Source organism: Streptomyces sp. NPDC059874 (assembly GCF_042731135.1).
GTDB lineage: Bacteria > Actinomycetota > Actinomycetes > Streptomycetales > Streptomycetaceae > Streptomyces.
In genome coordinates, this window is sequence record NZ_JBHWJY010000155.1 from 1 (window position 1) to 7,682 (window position 7,682).

9 protein-coding genes are annotated in these 7,682 nt (G+C 73.2%); 3 read left to right on the forward strand and 6 right to left on the reverse strand.

What is annotated here, in order from left to right; translation table 11 throughout:
* Window positions 1–203: 203 nt before the first annotated feature.
* Window positions 204–620: a hypothetical protein gene (locus ACFV9H_RS40770; protein WP_385408950.1), complete on the forward strand. Its 417-nt coding sequence runs from the start codon at window positions 204–206 to the stop codon at window positions 618–620.
* Here ACFV9H_RS40770 and ACFV9H_RS40775 read toward each other — a convergent pair.
* Window positions 606–1,400 carry a helix-turn-helix domain-containing protein gene (locus tag ACFV9H_RS40775; protein WP_385408952.1) on the reverse strand — a complete coding sequence of 265 codons (795 nt, stop codon included), beginning with the start codon at window positions 1,398–1,400 and terminating at the stop codon, window positions 606–608. The genes ACFV9H_RS40770 and ACFV9H_RS40775 overlap by 15 nt on opposite strands.
* 43 nt (window positions 1,401–1,443) lie before the next feature.
* On the reverse strand, window positions 1,444–3,237 hold the full coding sequence (locus ACFV9H_RS40780; RefSeq protein WP_385408954.1) for an FAD-dependent oxidoreductase: 1,794 nt from the start codon (window positions 3,235–3,237) through the stop codon (window positions 1,444–1,446).
* 195 nt (window positions 3,238–3,432) lie between these two features.
* On the opposite strand from ACFV9H_RS40780, the gene ACFV9H_RS40785 reads away from it, so the two are divergent.
* Together ACFV9H_RS40785 and ACFV9H_RS40790 are read left to right on the forward strand one after the other, a co-directional pair.
* Window positions 3,433–3,738 carry a 4a-hydroxytetrahydrobiopterin dehydratase gene (locus ACFV9H_RS40785; RefSeq protein ID WP_385408956.1) on the forward strand — a complete coding sequence of 102 codons (306 nt, stop codon included), beginning with the start codon at window positions 3,433–3,435 and terminating at the stop codon, window positions 3,736–3,738.
* A 29-nt stretch (window positions 3,739–3,767) separates the two neighbouring features.
* The gene (locus ACFV9H_RS40790; protein WP_385408966.1) at window positions 3,768–4,502 is read left to right on the forward strand and encodes a class I SAM-dependent methyltransferase; all 735 of its coding nucleotides are present in this window, start codon (window positions 3,768–3,770) and stop codon (window positions 4,500–4,502) included.
* 111 nt (window positions 4,503–4,613) lie between these two features.
* Here the strand turns inward: ACFV9H_RS40790 and ACFV9H_RS40795 are convergent, their stop codons facing one another.
* From ACFV9H_RS40795 to ACFV9H_RS40810, 4 genes are all read right to left on the reverse strand, one after another.
* On the reverse strand, window positions 4,614–5,039 hold the full coding sequence (locus tag ACFV9H_RS40795; RefSeq protein WP_385408958.1) for an RICIN domain-containing protein: 426 nt from the start codon (window positions 5,037–5,039) through the stop codon (window positions 4,614–4,616).
* A gap of 10 nt (window positions 5,040–5,049) precedes the next feature.
* Entirely contained in the window at window positions 5,050–5,898 is an 849-nt protein-coding gene (locus ACFV9H_RS40800) for an aldo/keto reductase (RefSeq protein WP_385408960.1), read from the reverse strand.
* Between the two features lie 146 nt (window positions 5,899–6,044).
* Window positions 6,045–6,827 carry an ABC transporter ATP-binding protein gene (locus tag ACFV9H_RS40805; RefSeq protein WP_385408962.1) on the reverse strand — a complete coding sequence of 261 codons (783 nt, stop codon included), beginning with the start codon at window positions 6,825–6,827 and terminating at the stop codon, window positions 6,045–6,047.
* Window positions 6,824–7,552, reverse strand: coding sequence for an ABC transporter ATP-binding protein (locus ACFV9H_RS40810; protein WP_385408964.1), 729 nt, complete (start codon window positions 7,550–7,552; stop codon window positions 6,824–6,826). Before ACFV9H_RS40810 ends, ACFV9H_RS40805 begins: the two co-directional genes overlap by 4 nt.
* Between the last annotated feature and the right edge of the window lie 130 nt (window positions 7,553–7,682).

A 7,682-nucleotide genomic window follows, 5' to 3' on the forward strand; every position in this document is an offset into this window, starting at 1 on the left:
GGGGTGGGGGGGGGGGGGCCCCCTTTCCCCCCCGGCCGCGGGCGGCGCCCCCCGCCCGGGGGCCGGCGGCATGACCCCTGAGGTAATCGACCCCGCCGGAGCGGCGCGGCAAGGTTGGGGCATCGGGTTCCGGGCCGCGCACTCGGAACCGGAACCCGATGCCCCCACCCTTCCCGCTCGACCTCGATGGAGGCTGATCTCCCATGTCCGCGACCCTGCTCGGCGCCCTCGCCCGTACCACCGAGCCGCAGACCGCGCTGCGCCGCTTCCTCGCCCTCGACTCCGTGGTCACCACCGGCAACGGACTCGCGTACGTCGCCTTCTCCGCCCCGCTCGGCCGGCTGCTCGGGGTCGACCAGGGCCTGCTGTTGGAACTGGGCCTCTTCCTGACCGTGTTCGGCGCCGGGGTCGGTTGGCTCGCCTCGCGTCGTCAGCCGCCCGCCTTCCCCGTGAAGTTCGTCATCGAGGCGAACTACGCCTGGGCCGCCCTCAGCCTGGTCTCCCTGCTGGTCTGGTTCACGCCCACCACCGCCGGCCTGCTGTGGATCCCGACGCAGGCCGTCACGGTGGCCTCGTTCGCCGTGTTCCAGCAGCTCGCCCTGCGCTCAGTCGCCGAGTGAGCGCAGGTACTTCACCGTCGCCGGGTCGGCCGGGAGCATCGTCTCGATGGCCAGCTCGGCGACGGTCACGTCCATCGGCGTGTTGAACGTCGCGATCGACGACACGAAGGACAGCAGGTGGCCGTCGTGCTCGATGACCAGCGGCAGTGCGATGTACGGAACCGGCTCAGCCGGTTCGGCGTCGCCCGCCCGCTCCGGTACGGGGTAGGCCGACACCTCCTCGTACAGCGCGCGCAGCGGCTCCGAGCGGGCCAGCGCGATCTGCCGCTCCATCTGGGCCAGCAGGTGCCCGCGCCACTCCTTCAGGTTGTGGATCTTCGGGGCCAGGCCCTCGGGGTGCAGGGTGATCCGCATGGCGTTCAGCGGCGGCGTCAGCACGTGCTCCGGCAGCCCGTCCATCAGCATCAGGATGCCCCGGTTGGCGGCCACGACGTTGTACGTGGCGTCCACGACCAGCGCCGGGTAGGGCTCGTAGCCGGTCAGCAGCCGCTGCATGCCCTCGCGGAGCGTCTCCATCGACGGATCGTCCAGGGCCGTCTGCGCGTAATGAGGGGCGTAACCCGCCGCCAGCAACAGGGCGTTGCGCTCCCTGACGGGTACGTCGAGGCGATCGGCGAGCCTGAGCACCATCTCCTCGCTCGGCCGGGACCGCCCTGTCTCGATGAAGCTGATGTGGCGGGACGAGGAGTCGGCGCGGTTCGCCAGCTCCAGCTGGCTGATCCCGCGCCGCTCCCGCCATGCGCGCAGCAGGGCGCCGACCGTGGGTGTCGTGGTGGTCATGCCCACGACGGTAGCCGACGCTTTCGGCCCAAGTCGGCCCGGATCAGCCCATGTCGAAGACGTTCCGCAGGCCCAGACGGTAGCGCCACAGGTCGTGCCGCTTGGCGGACTCGACCTCCGGCGCCCGGTACAGCGGCCGGACCACGCACCGCTCGCTCGGGGAACCGTCCCGGTCGAGGAGGGAGTTGACGGCGGCCCGGGCCGAGGCGTTCGCGCCCTCCATCGTCGCCAGGTCGATGTCCACCGCCACGTAGTCCCCGCTGAGGAAGAAGTTCGGTATGCGGGTGCCCGCGCTCGGCCGGTTGTGGAAGGTGCCGACCGGGTGGATCAGCAGCTCGTCCTGGTTGGTGGGATTCGGGGTGCCGAGCCCGTCCACGCCCGGGTCCAGGAACCAGGAGTGCAGTTTGGAGTCGCTCAGCAAGGTCTTGCCGGTGTCGTTGAGGGAGGCCTTGAGCTGCGCCCACACCTCGCGCGCCACCTCCTCGCGGGTGCACTGCTTGGCCGTCTTCCCGTACAGGATCCCGGGCTTGTCCCACTCCGAGATGTCCACCGACAGGCAGTCGACCGCGACTCCGTCGCCGTAGTCGGCGGGGAAGTTCCGTGCGGGCCAGTGCTCCGCCTGTTGGATCGCCGTCAACGACCAGGGCGAGTCGATGCAGTTGAGGTGTCCGTGCACCAGCGGCGCGCGTTCGGTCAGGTAGAACTGGATGCCCGTCATCCAGTCGGTCTCCAGCTTGTCGCAGCGCGCGAGCATCGGGTCGGCGGCCCGCAGCTCCGCGCTCCAGGTGCGCCGGGCGTGTTCGACGGGCATCGCGCTCACGTAGTGGTCCGCGGTGACGGTCTGCCGGGCACCGTCCGGGCCCTCGACGGCGACGCCGCTCACCCGGCCGCTGCCGTACCGCACCTCGCGCACGGTCCAGCCGATCCTGAACTCCACGCCGAGGGAGCGCAGATGGGCCTCCCAGGGGTCGATCCAGGCCTCGTTGGTCGGCAGGTTGAGGATCCGGTCCGGCGGGCCGTCCGCGCCGCGCCCCAGCAGGTTGAAGACGAACGCCTCGCCGAGGGTGCCGACCGTTCGGGTGGAGGCCTCCTCGGCCTTGGTCGCCACGATGTTGCGGGTGACGCCGACGGCGAGGATGCGCTGGTACTCGCTCGACATCTGCTCCGCGCGCACGAAGTCCCACCAGGGAGTCCGCTCCCAGACCTGGTCGCGCCGCTCGTCGCAGCTGGTGAGGAAGACGAGCGCGCGGTTCACGAAGTACGCCGTCTCGTGCAGCGGGAGCCGGACCAGCGACTGCAGGATGCCGGTGAGGGCGCGCCGCAGCTCGTCGGGCGTCAGCTCGGCGGGGGAGTGCTCGGGCCAGGGAATGGGCCCGCGCAGGTCCTCTCGCCCGGCCGCCCGGGCGAACATCATCTCGCGCGGGGCGACCAGGTTGTCCCACACACCGTTGGCGTTCCCGGGGAACGGGATCCGCCGCATGGTGTCGGGCAGGTTGTGGTAGATGCCGGGGATGAAACGGAAGCCGTGCTCGGCGGGCAGCGGCCGGCGGCCGCCGCGGGCGCTGCCCGGTACGTCCATGCTGCGGGCCTTGCCGCCCAGCGCCCGGCGTTCGTACACGGTGACGGCGTAGCCCCGCTCGGCCAGCTCGTGCGCCGCGGTCAGCCCGGCCACCCCGCCGCCGAGCACGGCGACGCGGCGGCCGTTCGGCGGGACCGCCGCCGCCGTCGTGGCGGCCGCCGCCGGGGTCACCGCCATGGCGGTGGTCAGGGCGCCCGCGGTGGCCGCCGCGCCCGCGCCCGCGATGAACGTACGCCTGGAACTGCCTGTGCCGGTCATGTCGATGCCGCCCCTTCGTCCGTGCGCGTTTCCTGGTTACCGCTGGTAACAGTCAGGTCCGGCGCAGGAGCATATGGGGGGCGGGCCGGCCACGGAAGGCGCAGAAGTACCCGAGCGCACTATGGCGCGAAAGGGTTGCTCCGGCGTGCGCTGTGGGAACCTTGACTACACGTCACGGGGAAAAGGAGCCGGTGCATGCCGAGTGAGCCGCTGTCACAGAAGGAGATCGAGGACCGGTTGCGGGAACTCCCCGGCTGGGCCTTCGAAGACGACCGGATCTTCCGGACCTACCGGCTGGACACCCACTTCGCGGCGAGCGCCCTCGTCGCCCACATCGCCTCGGTGCAACAGGAGTTGAACCACCACTCCGATCTGACCCTCGGCTACAACACGGTCCGGCTCTCCGTGAACAGTCACGACGCGGGCGGGATGGTGACGGAGTCCGACTTCGCGCTCGCCGAGCGCGTCGAAGCCCTGGCCCCGGCCCACGGTGCGAGCTGATGACCACACACATACCGGATGTGAAACCCCTGCTCGACTACGACGCCGAGGCCGAGGCCTACGACGCCACCCGCGGCGGAGCCCCGCGCGCCGAGGCCGCCGCCGCGGCCGTCCTCGACCTGCTCCCCGCCCACGCCCGCACCCTGCTCGACCTCGGCTGCGGCACCGGCATCGTCACCACCCGGCTGAACCGCCCCGGACTGCGCGTCCTGGGGGCGGACGCCTCCCACGGCATGGCCGCGATGGCCCTGCGGCGCGGGATCCCGACGGCCCTCGCCGACGCGACCCGGCTGCCGGTGCGCTCGGGCTCGCTCGACGCGGTGAGCGCGGTGTGGCTGCTGCACCTGCTGCGCGGGCCCGGGCTGGTGCCGGCCGTGATCGCCGAGGCCGCGCGGGTGCTGCGGCCCGGCGGCGTCTTCGTCACCACCGTGGACAAGGACTCCGCACACGACGTGGGCAGCGACATCGACGCCGTCTTCGCCGCGCACCTGACCCCGACCCCGGCGGACGCCTCCGGGGAGGTCGAGGGACACGCGGCGCGGGCGGGCCTGCGCCCCGCCGGCGAGGCCCGCTTCCGGGGCCACGGCCAGGGCCGCACCCCGCGCGGCTCCGCCGAAGCGCTGCTCGCGGGGCAATACGCCTCACGCGTGATCCCGCGCGGCATCACCGCGGCCGCACTGGCGGCCCGCCTGGAACTGCTGCCCGACCAGGACGTCCCGCGCGCGGAGCCGACGTACCGGCTGCGCGCTTTCGTACGCGTCTGAGCCGCCCGGCCCCTCCCTGACGGCTCCGTGGCCCGCGCCGCTCCCGGACGCGCCGACCTTAGGGGCGGGGCGGAGGGCCGGAACGGACGCGAGTTCCGCCCCGGCCCCGGCTCAGGCGGGTTCCAGGCGCCACCACTGGGCGGGGGAGTCGGTGTCCTCACCCTGCCGGGCCCTGCCCTCCTCGTCGGCCTCCAGCAGCAGGTCGCTGATGCACGCGACCAGCGAGACCACGCCCGGCTGGTCGAGGTGCTCCTCGACGAGCCACTCCTGCGCGCCGAACGCGTTGGCCCGCCACACCTGCACGCGCGCGCCACTGTCCGTCGAGGCGTTCGCGACGTCGAGCCGCCGCTCGTTGTCCTCGCTCACCACGTGGTAGATCCCGCCGCCGCTGTGCACCGGCGAGATCCGCCAGCGGCGGGCCGGCTCCGGCGCGGGCGGCCCGTCGGGCCCCACCCGCACCCGGGAGGCGCCCTCCAGCTGGAGCACCAGGCCGCTCTCCACGTTGCGGATCCGATAGAGCCCCTCGGAAAGATTCACCCGGCCCGCCTCACACGTCGAAGACGGCCGGGTCCGGCCCGATCCGCCGGCCCGCCGCGCCCGCGCCCAGCGCCTCCAGCGCCGCGACGTCCGCCGCGTCCAGCTCGAAGTCGAACACGTCCGCGTTCTCCCGGATGCGGGCGGGGGTCACGGACTTCGGGATCACGACGTTCCCGAGCTGCAGGTGCCAGCGCAGCACCACCTGCGCGGCGCTGCGGCCGTACTTGGCGGCGATCTCGGTGACGGCCGGAAGGGTGAGGAGCTCCTTGCCCTGACCCAGCGGCGACCAGGCCTCGGTGGCGATCCCGCGCTCGGCGTGGACGGCGCGCAGCTCGGCCTGCGGGAACAGCGGGTGCAGCTCGATCTGGTTCACGGCCGGGACCAGCGGGCTCTCGGCGGCGATCCGGTCCAGGTCCACCGGACGGAAGTTCGACACGCCGACGGCCTTGGCGCGGCCGCTCGCGGCGATCTCCTCGAAGGTCTTCCAGATGGAGACGAAGTCGTCGCGCATCGGGCGCGGCCAGTGGATCAGGTACAGGTCGACGTGGTCCAGGCCCAGCCTGGCGAGCGAGTCGTCGAAGGCGCGCAGCACCGCGTCCCGCTTCCACTTCCGCTTGGGCCCGTTCCACAGCTTCGTGGTGACGAACAGCTCCTCGCGCGCGATCCCGGAACCCGCGATCCCCTTGCCGGTGCCGACCTCGTTGCGGTACACGGACGCGGTGTCGATGCTGCGGTAGCCCGCCTCCAGCGCGGTCGCCACCGCCCGCTCCGCCTCCGCGTCCGGGACCTGCCAGACGCCGAAGCCGAGCCGGGGCATGAGCGTGCCGTTGTTGAGCTTGATCGTGGGGACCTGGTTCACGTGTCGTTGATTCCTCGCGTCGGCGGTACGGCGTCGTACGAGGGGCGACAACCGGCCCCTCGTACGACGTATTCCCACGGCTTCTCCCGCCGCTTCCCGCCGCTCCCCGCCGTCTCCCCGCAGCGGGTTCCCGCCACCCGACCGGGTCAGCGCGACCCCAGGTAGGCCTCCCGCACCGCCGGATCGGCCCGCACTTCGGCCGCCGTGCCCTCCGCGAGCACCGAGCCGAGGTCCAGTACGACCACACGCGCGCAGAGGTCCATCACGAAGGCCACGTTGTGCTCGACCAACAGCACCGCGCAGCCCTCCTCCTCGGCCATCCGCCGAACCACCGTCGCGAGCTGCTCGCGCTCGGGCGCCGACATGCCGGACGCCGGCTCGTCCAGCAGCAGCACCCGCGGCGGATCGGCCACCGCGCGGGCCAGCTCCACCATCCGGGCCTGCCCGACGGGCAGCCCGCCGGCGTACGTGGTCCCGAGCGCGCCGATCCCGCAGTCCGCCAGCACCCGCTCGCCCCGGGCCCGGCGTTCGCGCTCCCTGCGGCGCCGGGTGGGCGAGGCGAAGAGATCGGCGGCCGGCCCGCCCCCGCCGCCCCGCCACTCCTGCGCGACCAGCACGTTGTCGGCCACGCTGAGCTGCCCGAAGAGCTGCTGCCGCTGGAAGGTCCGGCGCATGCCGTGCCGGGCCCGCCAGACGGGGGACCGGCGGGTGATGTCGGCGCCGTCCAGCAGCAACCGGCCCTGGTCGGGGCGCCGGATGCCGGAAAGGACGTCGAACAGGGTGGTCTTCCCGGCCCCGTTCGGCCCGATCAGCCCGCACACCTCACCCGCCCGGATTCCGAGATCCACCCCGGCCAGCGCCTTGACCCCGCCGAAGTGCACACTGACGCCGCTCGCCCGGAGCACGTAGTCCCCGGTGTCTTGGTTCATCTCCCCATCCCCAGGTAGGCCTCGGCGAGCCGGTCCGCCTCCACCTCGGCGCGCGGGCCGCACCAGGAGACCCGGCCCTGCGAGAGGTAGGCCACGGTGTCGGCGATGCCGAGGATCTCGGCGGCCTTCTCCTCCACCAGCAGCAGCGCGGTTCCGGCGTCGCGGAGCTCGGTCAGCAGCGCGTACACCTCGTCCACGACGCGCGGGGCGAGCCCGAGGGAGGGCTCGTCGGCGATGAGCACGCGTGGTGGCCGCTGCAACAGCGGCGCCAGCGCCAGCATTTGCTGCTCCCCGCCGGACAGCGCCCCGGCGGGCACCCCGCGGCGCTCCCCGAGCCGCGGGAACCGGGCGTAGACGGCGGCCCGGGCGTCGGCCTCCTTGAGGTACAGGGCCAGGTTCTCCTCGATGGTGAGGGCGGGGAAGATGCCCCGGCCCTCGGGGGCGAGCAGCACGCCGGCGCGCGAGCGGAGCACGGCGCCGTCGCGGGTGGCGTCCCGCCCGTGTATGTGGACCTCCCCGCCCGTGACGGGCAGCGATCCGGCCGCCACCCGGCAGGCGGTGCTCTTGCCTGCCCCGTTGGGCCCGAGCACGGCGAGGATCTCCCCGGCCCGCACGGCCAGGTCCACTCCGTGGAGGACGAGGCCTCCGTCATACCCGGCCGTTACGCTGCGGAGCTCCAGCGCGGGTGGGGTGGCCGACGCGGTCCCTGCGGGGCTGTTCCCCACCCCGCCCTTCCACCGTTCCCTGGGGCTCCGCCCCAGACCCCGCTCCTCAAACGCCGGAGGGGCTGGATTTCGGCTGCTGCCGTCCGCCAAGCGCGGCTGGTTCGCCCGGAGGGCAAATGCCGCCTCGCCG